Raw genomic sequence first — 20,719 nt, forward strand, 5'->3', positions numbered from 1 at the left:
GGACAGACATGACATACGCAACAGCGCTGGCACGCCGCATCGATCGCCAACGGGGATTCCCGCAGGCCATGGATGTCAGCCGCACCCTGGAAGCGGCGCGCAGCGAGGTTGAGAAACGCTTTCTCGACGGCGGCGCTGTTCTCCTGTCTGTCATGGAGGTTCTGAACCAACTCCTGTCATCCCTCGACAGGTTGACCAAGGCGCTCGACAGCGATGGCGCCAGCGACACCACCACCGATCTGTTGCAGACGGTGAGCGGCCTGTCCGACCTGCCCGGACTTGAGGTCAGGCGTCAGCAGAATTTCGCCGTTCTGGCTGAGGCCGGCACCAAGCTGCATGCCCATGTCACCGATATGCAGGAGACCATGCGTTACCTGCGTACCTTCGCCGTCACGGTGAAGATCACCGGTGCGGGCATTGCCGAATTTGCCGGTTTTGCCGAGGAAATTCTGGAGCGCATTCACTCCGGCACCGATGAAGTCAACACCTTCGCCCAGCAGCTCGGCGCCCTCGAACGCGAGTTGAAGGTCGCCATGGGCTTTGGCGCCACCACCGCGAAGGCCTATGACCGCAACGTTCCGCAAGTGGTGGCAGCACTGGAAAAGGATGCCCGCACCATCGCTGCTCACCGTAAAGAACTCGCTGTGATCGCCGCTGAAGTTGGCGCTATCGCCCGCGGCGTGCAAAGCAAGGTCGCGACCACCCTTTCGGCTCTGCAAATCGGCGACATTACCCGCCAGCGCATCGAGCACATACAAAGCGCCTTTGCTTTTCTGGAAGAATTTCTCGCAAGCGGCGAGGGCAGCAAGCTCGATACCGATGCCCGCCAGCGGCTCGAAAATGTCATTCATCACCTGACGGCGGCACAAATGCGCGACATGGTCACGGACTTCCAGCGGGAGTCCGGTAGCGTCGTCAAGACGATCGCCAGCTTCAGCCATGACACGCAGGAAATCCTGAAGCTGCGCGACGCCATGAAGCCCGACGGCAGAAGCGGCGACGGCAATGTGCTGCGCGCACTGGAACAGAGCGTCTCCGCCGCCCACACGATCGTCAAACAGGTCGAAACAGCCCGCATTCAGGCCGACGGCATCAGCCAGTCGACGCTCGGCACGGCCTCGAACCTGTTGCACCGCATCGAGACCATCCGCGCCGTCAAGACCGACATCCACTACATGGCGCTCAACACCAATCTGCGCTGCAGCCGCATGGGCGAAGAAGGTCGTTCGATCAACGTCGTCACCGCCGAACTACGTATCTTTGCGGCAAAGCTCGATGAATCCGCTGACGCGATCGTCTCCGGCCTCGCATCTCTCGAAACAGCAGCCGGCCACGTCGCCTCGGGCCAGGAGGCCTCAGACTATCGATTGGACGAGAGGCTGATCTCGGCCGTCGACACCATCCGCGCCGCCGCCAACATCATGGATGGCGAGTTGGAAACCCTCTCGGCGCATGGCCGTGAAGTGGCAAACAAGATTATGCTGTCTATCGGCAAGCTCGACTTCCAGCGCGACCTCGGCGAAACCTTGGCAAATTGTGCCGATACGCTCGAAGACATGGCCGGCAGCGATATGGCCGATGCCAGCGATTTGGAAGAAATCATCGCGCCGCTCAGCGCCCGCATCTTTAAGACCTACACGATGGCGCAGGAACGCAACGTCCATCGCGATATCATCGCCATGGACGTTAGAGCGGCACCGATTGCGGCAGCGCCGGTCAAATCAGACGACGAAGATCTTTTCGCGGATGCTTTGTTCTAGCGGGATTGGCTTTCACGTAGAGCGCCATACGTTCAAATAAACGCTGCGCGCTTTAAGCATTACTGCGACCTGCGAAATTTGTTCGCGGCGTCGATCGCAGCCTTCTGCTGATAATCCTCGATGCCCTGGTAAAAATCCTCGAGCTCCGGATCTTTCAGGCCGGCGCGACGCGAGATGACATACCAGGTAGCCGCAGCGACCGGGTCCTGCTTCGTGCCGAGCGCGTTAATATAGAGATGCGCCAGCTTGTTTTGCGCAACGACATTGCCGCGATAGGCGGCGACCTTCATCCAGTTGAAACCGTTCTCCAAATCCTGCTTGCCGCCGATCCCGTTGATCAGCCAAATGCCCATGTCGAGCTGGGCGGTGTCGAAGCCCGCATTGGCGGCGCGCGACAGCCATTCACGGGCCTGCTCCTTCTTCTCCTGCGGCAGGTCGGGCAGATTGAGATAGAGCTGAGAGACGGCATATTGCGCATCGGCAATGCCCTGCTGCGCCGCCTTTTCATAATATGGGAGAGCCATCTGCAGGCCCTTGATGCCTGGATTGTCCGCCGTCAGGCTCTGCCCCCAGTTGAATTCGGCGGATGCCTGGCCGGCATCGGCCGCCTTCTTCATCCATTCGTCCGCCTTCTTCTCGTCGCGCGGCACGTCGCGCCCCTCCATCAGGAGCAACGCGTATTTGAACATCGACGTCGCATCGCCGCCCTCGGCTGCCTTGCCATACCAGAAGGCAGCATCCTTGGTGTCGCGCTTGACGCCCAGGCCCTGCGACATCAGTTCGGCAAGCAGGGTCTGCGCCGCGGGATCACCGAGCTGTGCCCGCGGCAAGGCTTTCTGGAACGCGGTCAGGTAATAGCCGCGCTGGAAGGCGCCATAGGCTTCGTCGACCTTGCCGGTAAAGGGCTTTTCCGGTGGCAGGTCGGGCAGCTTCGCGCCCATGCGATCAAAAACGCCGACACCCTGGGAAGGCTTGATGGCATCGTCGGCTTTCGGCTCGGCACCGGGCCCGACCTTCTCCGTCTTGAAAGTGCCGACGGTGGCATTCAATGGCCGCGTCACCACGCTATCATTTTGTGCCGGCGCGCTATCGTCCGGCGCCGCAGTCTCATCCGACTGAGCGGCATCGTCGGATTGGCCGCTATCGGTGGGCCGGCTGCCCTTTTCCGGCTGTGTCGTAATGCCCGGCAGCGACGTATCGCTGTTGTTCGATTGGGCCACCGCCAGCGGCGGCAATGCCGTCAGCCCAACGGCGAGCGCAGCAACAAAGAAACGGTGACGGAATCGAGGCGTGAGCGACATGGATTGCTATCAATCTTCAAACCGTGGCGCTTTTTCGTCGAGAAGCGCATTCACTTCCGCAACGATGGACGGCGCCGCCGAAGGGTCGGCAAAAACGGCCGTGCGCAGCGCCACGAATTCGGCGCCCGACAAAGCCACCTCCAGCGCCGATTTTGGATCGGTGCCACCCATGACGATGCAGGGAATCTCGATCATCGAGGCCCACCATTCGCCGAGTGCGACGTTTTTCGGATGCGCCTCCGGCTTGATGTCGCCGTCGAGCTTGCCGAAGAAGATATAGTCGGGACGCAGTTCGCCGATCTCCAGCGCATTGTGCCTGTCCGTGGCGCTGCCACCGCCGACGATCAGCTTCGGCACGAATTTCTCGACCGCCTCGGTGAATTCGGCAAGATTGCCGGTAATGTGCAGCCCGTCGGCCTTGGCGCGGCCCGCGACACGGCTATCTCCGGCAATCAACGCCGCAGCACCCGCCGCCTGCACCATCGGCACCAGCTTTTCCGCATGCTTCTGAAAGGTGCTGTCGTCGAGCCCATATTGCGGAATGATGACCGACGCCACATCCCCGCCTCGCAACGCGTCAGCCACCGCCTTCGCCTGCTCCTCTATATCGGCGATATCGGGAACGATGAGAACAAGGCGGCAGCGATCTTCGGGCACGGTCATGCAAGCTTCCATATTTGCGTTCATTTATCAGGGATGGCGCACCCATTCGATGCTTGTGAGTAAATCCGTTAGAACTTGCTGACAAGGGGAAACAGACGCTGATCTGCGCATTGCCCGCCCGACAACTGAAGACTCAAGTTGATATTTGCCGCAGTACCAAAATAAAGCTAGAGCCTCGTACTTTTAATCGAACCCATAGCCAGCGGCTGTAAAATAGTTACGACATTCTTGGCTGTTGAAGAGGTCGCAAATCGATCCGAGAGCATTGGAGAGTGCGTCAAACGTGCGAGCGGCCGCGGCTCTAAGGTGGGCCTTAATTTTGGCGAAGGCCATTTCGATCGGGTTCAAATCTGGCGAATAAGACGGCAGAAACAGGAGCCACGCCCCAACTTCCTTGAGGCAGGCTTTGGCTTTATCGCTCTTGTGAACGCGAAGATTATCCAGGATGACGACATTGCCTGGTTCGAGTGTCGGCGCAAGCTGGGTCTTGATGTAGGTGTCGAAGATTTCCCGGTTCATCGGCCTGTCAATAATCCAGGGAGCGGTAAGACCGAAACAGCGCAAGCCTGCAATAAAGGTCTGTGTCCCCCAGTGGCCAAAGGGCGCATCCGCTATGAGACGCTCGCCACGCGGGGAGCGCCCACGCAGTCTCACCATCTTTGTGTTCACCGCGGTTTCGTCCAAGAAAACAAGTCGATGCGGTTCAAATCGCATCCGGGGTTGGCGTTTCGAAATCCAGACATCACGATCTTTTCGGATATCAGCGCGAGCGCGTTCCGACGCCATCAACTGTTTTTTTATATGTGTATCCCTGCGTTATCAAAAACCGCGACAGAGACGATGGTGGAATAACCAATCCATGTTCATCCGTAAGGCGACGGGCAAGCTCTGGCATGGTGATATCCGGTTTGCCTTCGACCTGTGCAACCAGGAAATCGCGAAACGCTGACAGCTTCCCTGCACCTGGTGGCCTTCCTTGACGCGCGGGGGTTATCAGCCCAGTCCGCTCCCGGCGTTGCAGCAGCTTGATCGCACTGCTGTCGCTGATTGCGTAATGACGGGCAGCGGCTCGCCGTGATTGGCCGCTAGCGACCATGGAAACAACACGCTGACGAAGATCAACAGAATGAGATTTACCCATGTGATTCACCTCCAACCGCAGTGAATCACACCAATACCCTCGTGAAAACCCCACTCGATTCTCAATTCAAGTGCGATGCTCTAGGGGACTGATCGCCGACTGGTTGGGATTCATGATAAATCATATGAAACTAGTGCGCATAATATTCGCATTAATATTGAGCTTAGCGCTTTGCGCGGTTCGCACGGTCGCCCTGGCCGATCCAGATGAAGCCTTCATAGCCTATCAGAAGTCGGATTATGCCACCGCCTTCAAGCTTTATCATGAAAGAGCGCTGAAAGGGGACGTGGCGGCTCAAGGCATGGTCGGCACTCTCTACGCTTACGGACGAGGCGTTAAGCAGGACGACACTCAGGCAGCCTTCTGGTTTCAAAAGCTAGCCGAACAGGGCATTGCTAAGGGACAATTCGCATTGGGAGAGATGTATCTCGCAGGCCGCGGCGTACATCAGGATTATTCCAAGGCGGCCGAATTATTTCGCAAAGCCGCGGAACAGGGCGAACCTTTCTCCGCATTTTGGCTGAGTATGCTGTACGAACAGGGCCAAGGAGTCCCCAAGGACCCACAGCAGGCGGCCTACTGGAAGAAGAAATCCGACGAGAACATGCCCGACTTTTCCAATCTTTTGCTTCCGCAACAGCAAAAGTAGGGCGCGACCAACATGATTCATCATGCGGCGCACAATTGACTTGCCGCTCTTTGGCGTTTGACGTAGCTTCTCGCCATGTCGATCATGGACCCCTTCGCAGCCATCGCGGATCCGAACCGGCGCCACCTGCTGGAGGAGCTCCGCCGCGCACCGAAAACGGTCAACGAACTGGCGCAGGGCCTGCCGATCAGCCGCCCTGCCGTATCGCAGCATCTCAAGGCGTTGCTCGACAGCAATCTCGTTTCCGTCACCACCGAAGGCACGAAACGCATCTACGCGGTCAACAGCCGCGGTTTCGATAAGCTCAATTTGTGGCTGGATCAGTTCTGGGCCTGAGACTGGCTCTCTTGCGCGCGCTCTGCAGCAATTTCCCGATCTTTGTCAGGAAAGTTGCGCCAACTCCCACTCCTCACGTTTTGAAGTTGGCGCATCCATATCGACTGGAGTAGTCACCGTCTATTACAAAGGAATTGTTTCAGGGCCTCTTGGCCCGCCTGTCTTCCTTGCCACGATCGGCGGCTTTCTGTCCTCAGGAAGACGTTGTGTCAGTGAACTGACGATCGCAGACGTTGGATTTCGTCTTTGAGGCGCAGCTTTCTGCGCTTGATGTCGGCTATTTCGGTATCATTGATAGAGGGAGATGTCAGTGCAGAATGTAGCTCCTCCTCGAGAGCGACATGTTTCTTTTCGAGCGATTCAAGATGAGCTTGAACAGTCATATGACCCTTCCTTCCTCTTACGAACCTTGGCCATCCATCGCCAAAGCTCTAGGTGTCAACCCTACTACTGTGCCATAATATTGGACCCTTGTCGAAGGCCAAAACGTGGCTTATGAGCGGCAAATTCGTGATGAAGGATAACTTCCCGTTACCGTCATTTGGTGATAGGAGCTTGCGGAATTCACGAAGCGGAACGAGCACGAGTCCGCAGGGCATTGGGGAAATAGGAATGGCCGATCAGGAACAGGCGGAAATCAGGCTGATCGTGGCGCGGTTGCGTCAGGAACATGAGGATTACGACGCCGCAATCGACGCCATGATCCAGACGGGCTGCGACGCGCTCCGCATCCAGCGCATGAAAAAGAAGAAGCTCGTCATCAAGGACAAGCTCACCAAGCTGGAAGACCAGATCATTCCCGACATTATCGCCTGAGGAGCAGACGCGACGATGATGACAGAAAGACCGCCCGTCGCCATCATCATGGGTAGCCAGTCCGACTGGGAAACCATGAAGAACGCCGCTGACACGTTGGAAGCGCTGGAAATCACCTATGACGCGCGCATCATCTCCGCACATCGCACGCCGGACCGGCTGGTGAGCTTCGCCAAGGGCGCACGCGACGAGGGCTTTAAAGTCATCATCGCGGGTGCCGGTGGCGCCGCCCATCTTCCGGGCATGGCCGCCTCGATGACGCCGCTGCCGGTCTTTGGTGTACCGGTGCAGTCCCGCGCCTTGTCCGGCCAGGACAGTCTTCTTTCCATCGTGCAGATGCCTGCAGGCATTCCCGTCGGCACATTGGCGATCGGCAAGGCCGGCGCGATCAATGCCGCCCTTCTCGCCGCCGCCGTCCTGGCGCTTGGCGACGAGGATATCGCCGAGCGGCTGGACGAATGGCGCGCCCGGCAGAGCGCTGCCGTTGCTGAGTATCCGATGGACGACCTATGACCGAGAAAACGATCGGCATCATCGGCGGCGGCCAGCTCGGCCGCATGCTGGCCATGGCGGCGGCTCGTTTGAACTTCCGCACGATCATCCTGGAGCCGCAAGCCGATTGCCCGGCCGTGCAGGTGGCGGACGACCAGATCGTGGCCGCCTATGACGATCCCATTGCGCTTGCCGAACTGGCGAAGCGCTGCGACGTCGTCACCTATGAATTCGAAAACGTGCCGGTCGCCGCCGCCGAAAGGCTTGCCAAGGATATTGCCGTCTACCCGCCGCCGAAGGCGCTGGAGATGGCGCAGGACAGGCTGACCGAAAAGCGCTTCATCAACGATTGCGGCATTCCGACCGCCCGCTTCCATGCCGTCGACAGCCAGGCCGATCTCGAAACGGCGCTTGCCGACTTCGGCGGCCAGGGCGTGCTCAAGACTCGCCGTCTCGGCTACGACGGAAAGGGGCAGCGCGTCTATCGCTCGTCCGCCGACAGCGCCGAAGGCGGCTATGCCGCGCTCGGTAGCGTGCCGCTGATTCTCGAAAGCTTCGTGGCGTTCGAGCGGGAGATTTCCATCATTGCCGCCCGCGGCCTGGACGGCAGCGTCGCCTGCTACGATCCGGCGGAAAATATCCATCGCAACGGCATTCTCCACACCTCCACCCTTCCCGCCAGCATCTCCGCGGAGACGGCGGGGGCGGCACGCGTGGCGGCGGAGAAGATTTTGACCGCGCTCGGCTATGTCGGCGTCATCGGCATCGAGTTCTTCGCGCTTGCCGACGGTAGCTTGATTGCCAACGAAATGGCCCCGCGCGTGCACAATTCCGGCCACTGGACGGAAGCTGCCTGCGTCGTCTCGCAATTCGAGCAGCATATCCGCGCCGTCGCCGGCCTGCCCCTCGGCAATCCGGCGCGTCATTCCGACTGCGTGATGCAGAATCTGATCGGCGACGATATCCTTTCGGTTCCCGATTGGCTGAGCCAGGATGACGTGCTGGTGCATCTCTACGGCAAGACGGAGTCGCGTCCCGGCCGCAAGATGGGCCACGTCACGCAGCTTCGCCGCTAACAGCCCTGGGAAAAAACCCCTGACATGGTTGACAGGGCCCAGGCGACAGGGTATTTGCTGCCCACCCTAAAGAGCGCGCCCCGAGCGCGCTTTTGATTGTTAAAGATACCGGGCGAATGTGACATTCCCCCTCAAACATCGCGGATCAGAAAAATGAAGATCAAGAATTCGCTCAAGTCGCTCAAGGCGCGTCACCGTGACAACCGTCTGGTCCGCCGCAAGGGCCGCATTTACATCATCAACAAGCTGAACCCGCGCTACAAGGCTCGTCAGGGCTGATTGTGCGTGGCGCCTGGCCCTGGGCCAGGCGGACCGTTCGCGGTCGCTTGAGATGATCACATCAAAATTATTTTGATCTTCGACATTGGCGGGCTACTATGCCCGCCATGCGCATTTTTGCTTTGTCATATCTGGCCTTGCCGATTCTCCTCGCTCTGACCGCCGCCGCACCGCATGTCGCTATGGCGGATGATTCTAATATCGTTGAGAAAAAAGATCCGAACGCCGCGTCCGGCAGCCTGTCGTCGAAGCAGCAGATCGATAATCTCTTCACGGCGTTGAAGCGCCAGCGCAATCCCGACCAGGCGAGCCTCATCGCCGACCAGATTCGCATGGAATGGAGCGATTCCGGCAGCGCCACCATCAATCTCCTGATGCAGTGGGCCGATAAGGCCATCCAGGAAAAGCGCAATGCCGCTGCCATGGATTTCCTTGACCAGGTGATCTCGCTGAAGCCGGACTATGTCGAGGGCTGGAATCGCCGCGCGACGCTGAATTACGCCATCGGCGACTATCGCAAATCAATGGAAGACATCAATCAGGTGCTGCGGATAGAGCCGCGCCACTTCGGCGCGCTTGCCGGCATGGCCGCGATCCTAAGCGAAACCGGCAATGACGAGCTGACGTTGAAGGCCTGGGAGCGCTTCCTTGAGATCTATCCAGCGAATCGCGCCGCCCAGGACCAGTTTAATACCCTCTCTGAAAAAATCGCCGGCAGCCGCACCTAGAGCATCTGTCTGCTTGCTGGTGATTCCACCTGTAAGCGGCATGGTCTGGGGTTTTACAACAACGGGCAGGCCTACGGCGGACGAGAGGTCATGAACGTCGGATAGGCTGGTGGTCCAATTCTCTACTTCATACTGCAATGATCGATGTTCTATTTTGTGCTCTTGTCCTGCTTCTTGCCGCCGCAGCCGGTTTCTCGGCGTATAAGACACGCGCGATCGAGCAGGCCTATCCCAATATCGGCGAGCTGACCGATATCGGCGAATTCCGCATGAACGCCCTGCACTTGCCGCGCCCGGCCACGGCCGATCTGCCACCGCTGGTCTTCATCCATGGCGCCAGCGGCAATCTGCGCGACCAATTCGAGGCCTTTGCCGGCCCGCTCGCGGGTCGGGCGGAAATGCTCTTCGTTGATCGGCCCGGCCATGGCTATTCCGAGCGCGGCGGCCCGGAAAATGCCCTGCCCTCCGGCCAGGCCGACGCGATCGCCAGATTGATGGAGAAACGCGGCATCGAAAACGCCATCATCGTCGGCCATTCCTTCGGCGGCGCCATCGCCGCCGCCTTCGGCATGCGCCATCCCGACAAGACGGCTGGCCTGCTCTTCCTAGCACCGGCGACCCACCCGTGGCCGGGCGGAATCGACTGGTATTATACGCTTGCCGCCTTTCCCGTCTTCGGCTGGCTCTTTGCCCATCTGCTGGTGATCCCGCTCGGCCTGCACCGTGTCGAAAGCGGTACGCTCGGCGTCTTCCGCCCCAATCAGCGGCCTGCCGATTACATAGCGAAGACCGCGCCGGAGCTGGTGTTGCGGCCAAGGGCCTTTCGCAACAACGCAGCCGACGTTGCCAATCTCCTCGCCTATGTTTCCGCCCAAGCACCACGCTACCGCGAGATCACGGCGCCGACCGTCATCATCACCGGCGATAGTGACGATATCGTCATGGAAGAGCTGCATTCGCGAGGCCTTGCGCGCGACATTGCGGGCGCCGAGCTCATCACCATCCGCCATCTCGGCCACAAGCCGGACTATCTCGCGACCGACGTGGCCATCGCCGCGATGGAGCACCTCGCCGGCCAGTCACGCGATCTCCAGGCTTTCGCTCAGGAGGCGGAAGCCCGCCTCGCCCGCCTGAAGACCGTGCTGCCGAGCGAAGCCGCCGCCGCTCAGGCGGTCACGAGTTCGTAGTCCGGCGCATCGACAAACACCCGCCCCTGTGGCGTCGCGTCCACCGTTTGCCGCACGGCTTGCAGCATGATCGACGCCAGCCGCTCCGTCGCCGGGTTCGCTTCCGCTTCGGCGCGATGCAGGACCAGATCGAGCTTCGGCAGCGGCGGGAGACCGGCTTCGCCTGGCGCCATAAGCCGCACTTTGTCCGGCAAACCCAACGGCGTACGCACCGTCAGGCCCAACCCAGCGGCCGTTGCAGCCCAGAGCCCGCCAAGGCTGGGGCTGACGAAGGAAATGCGCCAGCCGATGCCTGCATGGTCCAGCACCTTGGTCGCGATCGACCGCAGCAGGCAGGGAGCTTCCAATGACGCGAGCGGCAGCGGTTCGCCGCTATCGGCACGCCAATGGGTGGCACCATGCGCCGGCCCGACCCAGCACATCGGAACCTCCGCGATCCGATCGGTATGGGCAGTGCGAAACCCGTCGCTCCAGGCAAGGGCCAGATCGAGCTTGCCGGAGGTCACGCGCTCGACCAGCTCGGCATTGCGCACCACACGCGCCTCGATCCGCACCTTCGGATGCGCGCGCGCAAAGCGGCCGAGCACCTCCGGCAAGAGTGTCTCGCCGAAGTCCTCCTGCAGGCCGAGCCGCACCCATCCCTCCAGATCCGCGCCTTGAAGCGCAGTCGCCGCCTCGTCGTTGAGATCCAGCAACCGCCGCGCATAGGCGAGCATGGTTTCGCCGGCTTCCGTCAGCGCCAGCCCGCGCCCAGCCTTGCGGAAGATCGGCGTGCCCGCCTGTTCCTCCAGTTTCTTGAGCTGCGCGCTGATCGCAGACGTCGAACGCCCGAGCCGATCCGCCGCCTTGGCGAAGCTGCCAAGTTCCATGCCTGTCACGAAGCTGCGCAGAACGTCGAGATCGAAGATAACTTTCCGCATGATCAACTATTCACATTTTTGGGACTATCGATCCAATATTATCTGATTTTCCGAATGATTATCCCGTGGCATTGTGGCCCCGTCAAGTGGACAGATGACAGGAGCTTCCCATGCCGTTCACCCGCATTTCCCTTCTCCGCGGCAAGTCGCCGGAATATCTGCAGACGCTCTCGGATAATTTCCACCGCGCCATGGTCGAAACGTTCGATGTGCCGCCCACGGATCGCTTTCAGGAAATCCATCAGTTGGAGCCGAACGAGCTGATCTTCGACCGCACCTATCTCGGCGGCCCGCGCTCGGACAATTACGTTTTCTTCCAGATCACCATCGGCAAACCGCGCTCGACCGAAGTCAAGAAGGCCTTCTATCGCCGCCTCGTCACCCTGCTTGCGGATGCGCCGGGCATTCGGCCCGAAGATATCATGATCAACATCATCACGACGACGCGCGAGGACTGGTCCTTCGCAGACGGCATCGCGCAGATGATCGAACAGGCCTGACGACGATGAACCAGACAAGCATTCGACAGCCATTTCCGATCCATCGCGCCGGAACCGCCACGCAGCATTCGCCAGAGGGCATCGCCAATGCGCCCTTCTGGGTCGAAATGTTGGTCGAAAACAACAAGGATGGTGGGCTCACTGCCATGCGCTGCACGCTGGAACCCGGCATCATGACCCGTTGGCACACCCATCCACATGGCCAGATTCTCTACGTCCTGTCGGGTGTCGGCCTTGCCCAACGTAACGACGAACCGACTGAGGAACTGCGCGCCGGCGACTGCATCACCTTCGCACCCGGCGAGCGTCACAGACATGGCGCAACGCTGGACAGCACCTTCGCCTATATCAGCATTCAGGCCGCACAGAACGGCGCCGCCGTGACCTGGCTGGAGGATTGACTATGATTGCCATGCAATACAGCTTCACCCTGCCTGCCGACTATGACATGGCGATTATCGATCGCCGCATCCACGACAAGGGGCCTATGCTCGACAATTTTCCCGGTCTGAAGTTCAAGGCCTATCTCACGGCCCGGAAAAGCGATGCCAGGACAGGAAGTCGCGAGAACCTCTATTCGCCCTTCTATGTCTGGGAAAAGGATGAGGGCTTGAGCAATTTCATCTGCGGTCCTGGTTTTGCCGGGGTGACGGAAAGTTTCGGCTGGCCGCAGGTGAAGACCTGGGTCGTCTGGCACACTGCAATTTCGCCAGATATTCGCGACGCCCGGTTCGCCATCCGCGAGATCGTTCAGATGGAGCCCTACGCACCGCTTGCCGAGATTCGTCAGCGCGAAAGCGATGCAGCCGCTGGCGAGGTCGCGCGCGGCGAAGCGCTTGCTTCCGTCGCCGCCTTCGAGCCGACCGGTTGGACGCAGGTGCGTTTCCGTCTGCTTGCCGATCTGCCAAAAGACGTTTTGAGGCCTGGTGTCCAGATCTACGATGTCGGCCACCTTTCTTTGTCGGATGCCGGTTGAAGTGTCACCGGGACAAAGTCGTTGTTTTAAAGAGAACCACGGCGTCTTATTGATGAACGGCCTTTCCGCAGCAGAAGAGTGTTCCCTCCATGGTCGATATTGCAATGATTGAAGCCGCTCGCGATCGCCTCGACGGTCGCGCGCGACGCACTCCCCTTCTCTCCTCCCCATTCCTGGATGAGATCGCCGGGCGGCGGCTGTTCGTGAAAGCGGAATGCCTGCAGCATACCGGTTCCTTCAAGTTTCGTGGCGGCTGGTCGGCGGTTTCCGGGCTGGAACGCTCCCTACGTGCCAAGGGCGTCATCGCCTTCTCCTCCGGCAATCACGCCCAAGGTGTGGCGCTTGCCGCGCAACTGCATGGCATCCCTGCCGTCATCGTCATGCCGACGGACGCACCGAAGCTGAAGATCGCCAATACCCGCGCCTTGGGCGCCGAGGTCGTACTCTACGATCGCATCAAGGAGGATCGCGACGAGATCGGTGCGCGGCTCTCCAAGGAGCGCGGCCTCACCCTGATCAAGCCCTTCGACGAGCCGCTGGTGATCGCCGGCCAGGGAACGACAGGGCTGGAAATCGCCGAACAGGCAGCCGAAGAGGGCATCGATGCCGCGACTGTGCTCGCCCCCTGCGGCGGTGGTGGCCTCACCTCGGGCATTGCACTGGCACTGGAAGCCCGCGCGCCCGGCTTCAAGGCCCGCCCCTGCGAACCCAAGGACTTTGACGACACCACCCGCTCTCTTGCCTCCGGCAAAATCGAACGCAACGCCGCTCTGCAGGGCTCGATCTGCGACGCCATCATCACTCCACAGCCTGGCAATATTACTTTTCCGATCCTGAAGCGCCTCTGCGGCCCCGGCCTTGTCGTGACCGACGAGGAAGCGCTGGACGCCATGGCACTCGCCTTCACGCGCCTCAAGATCGTGGTCGAGCCTGGTGGCGCCGTTGCGCTGGCGGCCGCCCTTTTCCATGGCAATGAGATCGACGGCGACACGGTCATTGCGGTCACCTCCGGCGGCAATGTCGATACCGATGTCTTCGAAACGGCGCTGCGCCGCCACTAACCGTCAATTCGTCGCGCGACGATAAAGCGCCAGCGAGCCGGCCAAGGCGAGGAGCGCGCCACCGCAGGCGCGTTCCAGCCATTTCGTACCTTCCGTCTTGAGGAAACGCACGGCTTGCGAGCCGAAAGCGGCGTATCCGAACATGATCGCGAAATCGAGCGAAGCGAAAAGCACCGCGAGGATGGCATATTGCGGCATTTGCGGTGCGGCAGGATCGATGAACTGCGGCAAAAAGGCCGAGAAGAACAGATAACCCTTGGGATTGGTCACCGCGACCATGAAGCTCTTCATTCCAATGGACAGCATCGTCCCTTTCGCCTGCCCGGCACTGGCCTTGAGCATGCCGTCGATCGTTCCCTTGGAGCGCAGCATCATGATGCCGAGAAAGGCAAGATAGGCAGCACCCGCCCATTTCAGCACTGAAAACCAGAATTCCGAGGCGGCCAGCAACGCGCCGAGCCCGATGGCAACCGCGCCGATCAGCACGAAATCCGACAGCACGGCGCCGACCATGCCCGCCAGGGCGCGGCGCACGCCGTAGCGCGAGCCGTTGGTCAATGCCAGGAGCACGGTCGGCCCCGGCGTCGCGATGCCGATGAAGGAGACAGTGGCAAAGGCAAGCAGCGTGGCAGTGTGCATGATTTCCTCCCCATGACTGTCGGAAACTTGCATGCACCGCTGCGCTTTGCAAGCATGGGGATGGATCTCCACAACCTCTAGACGACCAACAGCACAGTACCGGTGCCAAGCAGAACCAGCGTCCATACGAGATCCACATTGATCCAGGCGCTGCGCAATATTTCGAGCCCGACCCAGCGATAGACCGCGAGGGCAACGAGGCTTGTGACCACTAACATCGCAAGGGTGTGGACACCGACGGCCGCAATCGTCATCGCCGCGGACGCATCCCCGCCGATGTCATGCAATGGTGACCCCGCAAGGCAGAGCGGCATCAAGGCCGGCAGGAGCATGAGCCCGGCGCCGTGGGCCGTCGCCATCAAAAACGACCAGAGCACGAGGCCCGTAAGCCCAGTACGCATGCCGATGCGAACGCGGTGCCGGTATCCATAAAAGTGATGCCAGATAGCCCATGCGATGAGACCCAGCCCCGTGACCGTGCGTACGGCGCCCTGATCCACAAAAAGACCGACAGCGACCACCGCTCCGGCAACAAGCGCGATGGATACGGCGTGGCCAAGGGCAATGGCGGGCACCGCCTTGACCACGGCTGCGGAACTCTGCCGATGAACGCCAAGCGCCACGGCAAACAACCATCCCATCGCGGGGTTGAGGCCATGAAAGGCGCCCAATCCCGCCAGCAGCATCCAGGGCCAGAGTTCGTTCATGGGGCGCCTCGTCCGGCTGACCTATGCTCACGGATAGCAATAGGAATCCGACGAGCAATCCCCACCCTGCAAGCGGACCTGGTGCGGACGATGCGATTTCGGCCACTCGACGAAGAATTTCTCGTCGAAGGCAATGCCGCCGTCCGCGCCCGCGTCGAGCTTTACCATCCAGCCGGAAAGGCCATCGGGATAGAACTGCTCGTCGATCGCGCCATAGAGCGAGTTGGTGAAATAGACGCGGCGACCATCGCGGCTGATCTCGACCATTTGCGGGCCGCCATTCAGCGCGCCATTCTTCGCTTTCGGGTGCGACGCGCGCGAAACGATGCCGCCGATCCTGACCTTCCCCGTCAGCTTCGGCTTGAAGGGATCGGAGACATCATACTGATGCAGATCGCCGGTCCCCCAGCAGGAGACGTAGAGAAATCTGTCATCCATCGAAAGATCGATGTCGGTAACGAGCGGCGGCACGGCACCGAAACCCTTGAGCATCGGCGGTAACTGCTCCGGATCGGCAGGCTCCGCTGGAATGTCGATCACCTTCGTCACCGCCCACTTCTCGCCGTCGCGATGCCAGACCCATATCGAGGAGGAGAGGTCCTCAAGACTGAGAACGCAGTTGACGAAACCATAGGCCTTGGTCGGGTCATGCGCGGGTCTGAGTTCGAATACGAGCTGATACTTGTCTCCGAAATCGATCGTCTGCAGATGCTTGCGCTTGTGCAGATCCCAGAAATGCAGACGGCGGCCATATTTTGCGCCGAGCAGGACTTCCGGAATCAGGCCATTTTCGAATGTATCCGGCGTACCCCACTCGCTGGTGACGAGCGTATCGTGACCAAGGTGCCACCAGACATCATAGGAAAGCTGCTGCGGTCCGCGATCCATTTCCCATTGGCCGCGCACCTCGAAGGTCTCGTGATCCATGAGGAACACCCCGCCCGGTCCCTTCCCCTCGGCATTGCCAAGAGCGGCGACATAGATCCCTTCCGGTCCGCAGTGAATGGTGTGGGGCCGGGAATATCCGGCGCGCTCGGCGACTTCGCCGGGCTCGATGACCTTGACGATCGATGGTTTGCGGCCATCGGGCTTGGTATCGATGATGTGGATGCGCGAAGACCTCAATCCCGGCACGACCAGATAACGGCGCTCCGCATGCGGATGCGGCGCATTCGGGCAAAGGCAGGACGAGCAGGCATTCCAGCCGAAATGATGCAACTCGTCACCGACATTGGGCATCGCGACGGAGGTGACGATCTGACCGTAAGAGGCTGAATTGGGATCGACATCGACGACCGCGAGCTCGTCGGGAACCGCTCGCGTCGGATCGAAGGCAACGACATAGGCAAGCGTCTCCGGCGCCGCCTTCATGGCCATGCGCGGTGACGGATAAAAGCTCGGATCGGGTTTCCACGTTACCATGTGAAGTGCTCCTGGCTCGCGATTGCTGAACAGTGAAGATGTTCGCTAGATGCTTGCCGACAGCAGGCTCATCGCTGCGGACGGGGCAGGATCAAATGCTTCAATGGGATACTGATTTGCGACTGTCCTCTCCGCTGAACATGCAGCAGAGGCAATCCTCCCCGCGCGATTATCTCAGATAAAGGCGGGTTTGGGCAGCCTTTTTCGCCGCCATTCTCACCACAGCGACCGGTTATCTTTTCAAGATGAAGGTTGGCGCGAAGGCCCTGGCCTTTCCCATAACGCAAAAGCCCGCCGCCTTCTCAGGCAGCGGGCTTCGATACTTGTAAATACCGGCAATCAGACGCCTGATTGGCCGTCAGAGCCTATATAGGCGATGCGGAGCATGTTGGTCGCACCGGGAGTGCCGAGCGGCACGCCGGCGGAGATGATGATGCGGTCGCCGGGCTTGCCGAAGCCTTCCTCGGCGACGATGCGGCAGGCATTGTTGACCATATCGTCGAGGTCCGTGGCGTCATGCGTGACGACACAGTGCATACCCCAAACCACCGACAGACGGCGAGCCGTCTGGATGATCGGCGACAGCGCCAGGATCGGAACCTGCGGGCGCTCGCGCGAAGCGCGCAGACCGGTCGTGCCCGACGAGGTGTAGCAGACGATGGCGGCAAGCTTCAGCGTCTCGGCGATCTGACGGGCAGCGAGCGAGATAGCGTCGGCGCCAGTTGCTTCCGGCTGCGCGCGCTGAGCGTAGATAATGCCCGGATAGTGCGGCTCGCGCTCGATGGTGCTGGCGATCGAAGCCATTGTCGATACGGCCTCGACCGGATAGTCGCCCGAAGCGGATTCGGCCGACAGCATGACGGCGTCAGCGCCTTCGAAGACGGCGGTGGCGACGTCGGAGACTTCGGCACGGGTCGGAACCGGCGCCGAGATCATCGATTCCAGCATCTGCGTGGCGACGACCACCGGCTTACCGGAACGGCGGCAGGCGCGGATCAATTGCTTCTGGATGCCGGGAACCGCTTCGAGTGGCATTTCGACACCAAGATCGCCGCGGGCGACCATGAGCGCGTCGGAAAGCTCGATGATTTCCTCGATGCGCTCGACAGCTTGCGGCTTCTCGATCTTCGACATCAGGCCGACGCGGCCGCGCGAAATCTTGCGGACTTCGGACAGGTCTTCCGGACGCTGGATGAAGGAGAGCGCAACCCAGTCGACTTCGTTGGTGGCGAGAACGGCGTCAAGGTCGGTGCGATCCTTGTCGGTCAGCGCGCCGACGCCAAGCAGCGTATCCGGCAGGCTGACGCCTTTGCGGTCGGAAATCTTCGTACCGGAAATGACGGTCGTGACAATGCTCTTGCCGTCGCACTTTTCAGCGCGAAGCGCGAGCTTGCCGTCGTCGATCAACAGCCGGTGACCGGGCTGAACCGACTCCAGGATTTCCGGATGCGGCAGGAACACGCGGGTATTGTCGCCGGGCGTATCGTTGTTGTCGAGCGTGAAGGTCTGGCCGGGCTTGAGATCGACCTTGCCCTGGGCAAACTTACCGACACGCAGCTTGGGACCCTGCAAGTCGGCGAGAATGCCGATCGGACGGCCACAGCGGGCCTCGACGGCGCGGATACGCTGGATGAGCGTGCGCATCAGGTCATGGCTGGCATGGCTCATGTTGATGCGGAAGAGGTCGGCACCGGCCTCATGCAGCTTCTGAATCATCTCCTCTTCGGAGGAAGCTGGGCCGAGCGTCGCTAGGATTTTGACTTTTCGGTTGCGTTTCATCAATTCTGGCTTTCTTGGCTGCCCGGGGTATCGGAGAGCTGAACCATCCAACTCGCCTGACGCCCCGTGTCGTATTCCTTGAATCCCATTTTCTGGTAACCGCGCGCGTAGCAATCCTTCACGCCTGGGATTTTGAATTCATTTTCCGCCACGCACATTTCGATATCGCCCGTCCAGCGGCCGCCGCGAGCTGCATCTTCTGCGTAGAGGTAATAATAGCGGGATTGAAGCGGCCCTTCGATCAAAGTCGCGCAGGTGGTGGCCGGAACCTGCCACCATCCCTCGGTCACCCAGCCTTCCTTCGCACGATAGCCGATCGCCACACCCACGAGATTCTGCGTACCGTTGCAGACGCGGAAATCGGCATGGGCTGCATTTGGCATGAAGAAAAATGGCGCGGCGGCGGCAAGGATGAAAAATGCGAATCGGGCAAGCGGCCCTGACCGCGTAACGAAACTTGGCGCGACTTGGCTGGACACGGCTTCCAATGGGCTCCCGGTTATTCGTTGTTGCGTCTTCTTGCGCTGCCATCCCACGAATGTCAACGCAACTCTAATCGATTATATTTTCTTCACGGGATGGTAGCAGTGCCCTGCGGCCTCGCTCTCGCCCGATCAAGAGGCCGAGCCTTGCACCTTCTGCCCGCGCATGCAATCAAACAACGGGCTGAAAAATGCGATAATCGACAATCCACATGAATGACTTCAAATCTTTCGAAATCATAACCGGCAATCGTGACAAAGGCATGGTCATCCTCGGCGATCATGCGATGCGGCACCTCCCCGAACGCTATGGCCGGCTAGGCCTGCCCGAAACTGCCTTTTCGCGGCATATCGCCTATGACATCGGCATCGAGGGGCTTTGCCGCCAACTTTCGGCGCGGCTCGGCGTGCCCGCCGTGCTGGGCGGCTTTTCCCGCCTGCTGATCGACCCGAACCGCGGCGAAGACGACCCGACCCTGATCATGAAAATCTCCGACGGGGCGATCATCCCAGGCAATCATCCGATCACCGAGGAAGAGTGGAACTACCGCATCGAGGCCTTCCACCGCCCCTATCACCGCGCCGTGGATGAGACGATCACATCGGTCGCCGACGCGACGGGCAAGGCGCCGCTGGTGCTGTCGCTGCATTCCTTCACACCGGCCTGGAAGGGCGTCCCTCGCCCTTGGCATGCAAGCGTGCTCTGGGACAGCGACGATCGCGCCGTGCTGCCGCTTCTTGCAAAGCTCAGCGCCGACACCAATCTCGTTATAGGCGACAACGAACCCTATGACGGGGCGCTGAGGAACGACACCATGTACCGCCACTGCATGGCCAAGGGCATCGCACACGCGCTGCTCGAAGTCCGCCAGGATTTGATCGGTGATGAGGCGGGCATCAGCGAGTGGGCCGCGCGGCTGGCGCCGATCTTTGCGGCGATGAACGACGACCCGGCGCTACACGAATATAAGCGCTATCCGTCGCGTACCGGCCCGTATGACGAGGCTTGACGCCAAACAAGCAAAGCGGCCTCGGACGAAATCGTGCCGGAAAAATGACGTGAGGAAACAGAGATGACTGAGCTCACCAAGGAACAGCAGACCGAACTGGAGGCAGCCGCCTTCCGTCGCCTTGTCGCGCATCTGCGCGAGCGGAGCGACGTGCAGAACATCGACCTGATGAATCTTGCCGGTTTCTGCCGCAACTGCCTGTCCAACTGGTATCGCGAGGCGGCAGAGGAAGCGGGCCTGCCGGTGACCAAGGACGAATCGCGCGAAATGGTCTACGGCATGCCTTACGAGGACTGGAAAAATCTGCACCAGACGGAGGCTTCCGCTGTGCAAAAAGCCGCTTTTGAGCAGAACAGGCCGAAGGAATAGGGCGACGTTCATCGAGACGGCTTGACCTCGCGCTCCATTCACGGCAGGTCAACGGCCCATCGAATTCAGGCCTCAAGGCAGCAAGAGAGGATATGACACATGGAAGAAGTGGCCACGACCGGCGATATCAACGTAGCGGCGGCGGAACTCCGCCAGTTCATCGAGCGCATCGAGCGACTGGAAGAAGAAAAGCAGACGATCGCCGACGACATCAAGGACGTGTTCGGGGAAGCGAAAGGCCGGGGCTACGACACGAAGGCGATGAAGACGATCATCCGCCTGCGCAAAAAGGACGCCAATGAGCGCCTCGAGGAAGAATCCATCCTTCAGACCTACATGGCCGCGCTCGGAATGGAATAAGCTTTCGGCGGAATGGAAGCGCGAGGAGCGCGTTCATTCCGCTGCTTCCGCCGAAATATTTTTGAA

At 60.3% G+C, this 20,719-nt stretch carries 26 protein-coding genes; 16 read left to right on the plus strand and 10 right to left on the minus strand.

From position 1 onward, the window contains the following. Window positions 1-8: 8 nt before the first annotated feature. Window positions 9-1,760 carry a chemotaxis protein gene (locus N2601_RS12965; protein ID WP_445944960.1) on the plus strand — a complete coding sequence of 584 codons (1,752 nt, stop codon included), beginning with the start codon at window positions 9-11 and terminating at the stop codon, window positions 1,758-1,760. Between the two features lie 59 nt (window positions 1,761-1,819). Here the strand turns inward: N2601_RS12965 and N2601_RS12970 are convergent, their stop codons facing one another. The 3 genes from N2601_RS12970 to N2601_RS12980 form a co-directional block, all read right to left on the minus strand. Next, window positions 1,820-3,061: a tetratricopeptide repeat protein gene (locus N2601_RS12970; RefSeq protein ID WP_104824209.1), complete on the minus strand. Its 1,242-nt coding sequence runs from the start codon at window positions 3,059-3,061 to the stop codon at window positions 1,820-1,822. 9 nt (window positions 3,062-3,070) lie between these two features. Then, window positions 3,071-3,724, minus strand: coding sequence for a thiamine phosphate synthase (locus tag N2601_RS12975; RefSeq protein ID WP_260303134.1), 654 nt, complete (start codon window positions 3,722-3,724; stop codon window positions 3,071-3,073). Window positions 3,725-3,907: 183 nt separating this feature from the next. Further along, a protein-coding gene (locus N2601_RS12980; RefSeq protein WP_260303135.1) for an IS630 family transposase occupies window positions 3,908-4,865 on the minus strand; the annotation gives its coding sequence in 2 pieces (ribosomal slippage) (window positions 3,908-4,513 and window positions 4,515-4,865; 957 coding nt in all). Between the two features lie 124 nt (window positions 4,866-4,989). Between N2601_RS12980 and N2601_RS12985 the strand changes: the two genes are divergently transcribed. After that, window positions 4,990-5,514 carry a tetratricopeptide repeat protein gene (locus tag N2601_RS12985; RefSeq protein WP_158704492.1) on the plus strand — a complete coding sequence of 175 codons (525 nt, stop codon included), beginning with the start codon at window positions 4,990-4,992 and terminating at the stop codon, window positions 5,512-5,514. A gap of 75 nt (window positions 5,515-5,589) precedes the next feature. Continuing rightward, window positions 5,590-5,850, plus strand: a complete 261-nt coding sequence (locus N2601_RS12990; protein ID WP_104824212.1) for an ArsR/SmtB family transcription factor — start codon at window positions 5,590-5,592, stop codon at window positions 5,848-5,850. Between the two features lie 209 nt (window positions 5,851-6,059). On the opposite strand, the gene N2601_RS12995 is transcribed toward N2601_RS12990, so the two are convergent. Then, window positions 6,060-6,233, minus strand: coding sequence for a YdcH family protein (locus tag N2601_RS12995; protein ID WP_081670329.1), 174 nt, complete (start codon window positions 6,231-6,233; stop codon window positions 6,060-6,062). Window positions 6,234-6,462: 229 nt separating this feature from the next. Between N2601_RS12995 and N2601_RS13000 the strand changes: the two genes are divergently transcribed. The 6 genes from N2601_RS13000 to N2601_RS13025 all read left to right on the plus strand — a co-directional run bounded on the left by N2601_RS13000 (window position 6,463) and on the right by N2601_RS13025 (window position 10,428). Beyond that, on the plus strand, window positions 6,463-6,666 hold the full coding sequence (locus tag N2601_RS13000) for a YdcH family protein (RefSeq protein ID WP_028752913.1): 204 nt from the start codon (window positions 6,463-6,465) through the stop codon (window positions 6,664-6,666). 18 nt (window positions 6,667-6,684) lie between these two features. Then, window positions 6,685-7,179, plus strand: a complete 495-nt coding sequence (purE, locus tag N2601_RS13005) for a 5-(carboxyamino)imidazole ribonucleotide mutase (RefSeq protein WP_028752912.1) — start codon at window positions 6,685-6,687, stop codon at window positions 7,177-7,179. Continuing rightward, entirely contained in the window at window positions 7,176-8,234 is a 1,059-nt protein-coding gene (locus N2601_RS13010) for a 5-(carboxyamino)imidazole ribonucleotide synthase (protein ID WP_104824213.1), read from the plus strand. The genes purE and N2601_RS13010 overlap by 4 nt, the downstream gene beginning before the upstream one ends. A 153-nt stretch (window positions 8,235-8,387) precedes the next feature. Further along, window positions 8,388-8,513, plus strand: a complete 126-nt coding sequence (gene ykgO / locus N2601_RS13015) for a type B 50S ribosomal protein L36 (RefSeq protein WP_003582204.1) — start codon at window positions 8,388-8,390, stop codon at window positions 8,511-8,513. A 98-nt stretch (window positions 8,514-8,611) separates the two neighbouring features. After that, the gene (locus N2601_RS13020; protein WP_104824214.1) at window positions 8,612-9,241 is read left to right on the plus strand and encodes a hypothetical protein; all 630 of its coding nucleotides are present in this window, start codon (window positions 8,612-8,614) and stop codon (window positions 9,239-9,241) included. 137 nt (window positions 9,242-9,378) lie between these two features. After that, a complete protein-coding gene (locus N2601_RS13025) occupies window positions 9,379-10,428 on the plus strand; it encodes an alpha/beta fold hydrolase (RefSeq protein ID WP_104824215.1) in 1,050 nt (349 codons plus the stop codon). Here N2601_RS13025 and N2601_RS13030 read toward each other — a convergent pair. After that, entirely contained in the window at window positions 10,407-11,348 is a 942-nt protein-coding gene (locus tag N2601_RS13030; RefSeq protein WP_104824216.1) for a LysR substrate-binding domain-containing protein, read from the minus strand. The two genes, N2601_RS13025 and N2601_RS13030, sit on opposite strands and share 22 nt — an antisense overlap. A gap of 110 nt (window positions 11,349-11,458) precedes the next feature. Between N2601_RS13030 and N2601_RS13035 the strand changes: the two genes are divergently transcribed. The 4 genes from N2601_RS13035 to N2601_RS13050 all read left to right on the plus strand — a co-directional run bounded on the left by N2601_RS13035 (window position 11,459) and on the right by N2601_RS13050 (window position 13,885). Then, window positions 11,459-11,848 carry a tautomerase family protein gene (locus N2601_RS13035; protein WP_104824217.1) on the plus strand — a complete coding sequence of 130 codons (390 nt, stop codon included), beginning with the start codon at window positions 11,459-11,461 and terminating at the stop codon, window positions 11,846-11,848. Window positions 11,849-11,853: 5 nt separating this feature from the next. Next, the gene (locus N2601_RS13040; RefSeq protein ID WP_104824218.1) at window positions 11,854-12,249 is read left to right on the plus strand and encodes a cupin domain-containing protein; all 396 of its coding nucleotides are present in this window, start codon (window positions 11,854-11,856) and stop codon (window positions 12,247-12,249) included. Window positions 12,250-12,251: 2 nt separating this feature from the next. Continuing rightward, window positions 12,252-12,824 carry a DUF4865 family protein gene (locus N2601_RS13045; RefSeq protein WP_104824219.1) on the plus strand — a complete coding sequence of 191 codons (573 nt, stop codon included), beginning with the start codon at window positions 12,252-12,254 and terminating at the stop codon, window positions 12,822-12,824. 89 nt (window positions 12,825-12,913) lie between these two features. Beyond that, window positions 12,914-13,885, plus strand: coding sequence for a threonine ammonia-lyase (locus N2601_RS13050; protein WP_104824220.1), 972 nt, complete (start codon window positions 12,914-12,916; stop codon window positions 13,883-13,885). A gap of 3 nt (window positions 13,886-13,888) precedes the next feature. Here N2601_RS13050 and N2601_RS13055 read toward each other — a convergent pair whose 3' ends face one another. From N2601_RS13055 to N2601_RS13075, 5 genes are all read right to left on the minus strand, one after another. Then, window positions 13,889-14,524, minus strand: a complete 636-nt coding sequence (locus N2601_RS13055; RefSeq protein WP_104825200.1) for a LysE family translocator — start codon at window positions 14,522-14,524, stop codon at window positions 13,889-13,891. 77 nt (window positions 14,525-14,601) lie between these two features. Next, on the minus strand, window positions 14,602-15,231 hold the full coding sequence (locus N2601_RS13060) for a hypothetical protein (RefSeq protein ID WP_104824221.1): 630 nt from the start codon (window positions 15,229-15,231) through the stop codon (window positions 14,602-14,604). 27 nt (window positions 15,232-15,258) lie between these two features. Beyond that, entirely contained in the window at window positions 15,259-16,653 is a 1,395-nt protein-coding gene (locus N2601_RS13065) for a selenium-binding family protein (protein ID WP_104824222.1), read from the minus strand. 339 nt (window positions 16,654-16,992) lie between these two features. After that, entirely contained in the window at window positions 16,993-18,432 is a 1,440-nt protein-coding gene (gene pyk / locus N2601_RS13070) for a pyruvate kinase (RefSeq protein WP_104824223.1), read from the minus strand. Next, window positions 18,432-18,920, minus strand: a complete 489-nt coding sequence (locus N2601_RS13075) for a DUF1036 domain-containing protein (protein ID WP_028752900.1) — start codon at window positions 18,918-18,920, stop codon at window positions 18,432-18,434. Before N2601_RS13075 ends, pyk begins: the two co-directional genes overlap by 1 nt. Before the next feature lie 206 nt (window positions 18,921-19,126). On the opposite strand from N2601_RS13075, the gene N2601_RS13080 reads away from it, so the two are divergent. From N2601_RS13080 to N2601_RS13090, 3 genes are all read left to right on the plus strand, one after another. Further along, window positions 19,127-19,924 carry an N-formylglutamate amidohydrolase gene (locus N2601_RS13080; protein ID WP_104824224.1) on the plus strand — a complete coding sequence of 266 codons (798 nt, stop codon included), beginning with the start codon at window positions 19,127-19,129 and terminating at the stop codon, window positions 19,922-19,924. Between the two features lie 63 nt (window positions 19,925-19,987). Continuing rightward, complete coding sequence (locus N2601_RS13085; protein WP_104824225.1) at window positions 19,988-20,293, plus strand: DUF1244 domain-containing protein; 306 nt, start codon at window positions 19,988-19,990, stop codon at window positions 20,291-20,293. A 99-nt stretch (window positions 20,294-20,392) separates the two neighbouring features. Next, on the plus strand, window positions 20,393-20,653 hold the full coding sequence (locus N2601_RS13090; protein WP_104824226.1) for a DUF2312 domain-containing protein: 261 nt from the start codon (window positions 20,393-20,395) through the stop codon (window positions 20,651-20,653). The last annotated feature ends 66 nt before the right edge of the window (window positions 20,654-20,719 follow it).

It is taken from the genome of Rhizobium sp. CB3060 (assembly GCF_025200735.1).
Taxonomy (GTDB): domain Bacteria; phylum Pseudomonadota; class Alphaproteobacteria; order Rhizobiales; family Rhizobiaceae; genus Rhizobium.